Annotated in this window: 1 pseudogene; it reads left to right on the top strand. The window is 71.0% G+C overall.

Annotation, left to right across the window (positions count from 1 at the left end):
- Positions 1-389 (top strand): annotated as a pseudogene (locus D7Y04_RS43565) (hypothetical protein); the annotation flags it as partial.

Genomic DNA, 389 nt, shown 5'->3' with positions numbered 1-389 from the left:
ACATCGCCCGGCTGCTGTACCAGAACCTGCTGGGCCTCTGGGACCTGGTGGAAGAGGGGCGCGCGGTGCGCCTGGAGGACGGCCCCCGGCCGCCCCGGCCGAAGAAGGTCAAGGCTCCCCTGCCGCAAGCCTTCCACCCGGACGAGCCCACGGGCGAATTCGTCGAGGCGGCCTGGCGTTACCTGGAGGACGACGAGAAGGCGCGCACGCGGCTGATGCACTCCTTCGAGAACCGGCAGGATGCCTTGCTGGGCGCGCTTGACGCCGCGGGGCTCACGGACGAAGGATACGGAGTCGCCCGCCACCTGCTCTTCGAGCTGTACGCCATGCTGGAGCTGGGGTGGTCGCCGGGAGTCGCTTCGGTGCGCTCGGCGGCGCTGGTGGCGGAC

The sequence above is a fragment of the Corallococcus sp. AB038B genome (assembly GCF_003668955.1).
GTDB lineage: Bacteria > Myxococcota > Myxococcia > Myxococcales > Myxococcaceae > Corallococcus > Corallococcus exiguus.
This window is presented reverse-complemented; position numbering and strand designations above follow the sequence as displayed.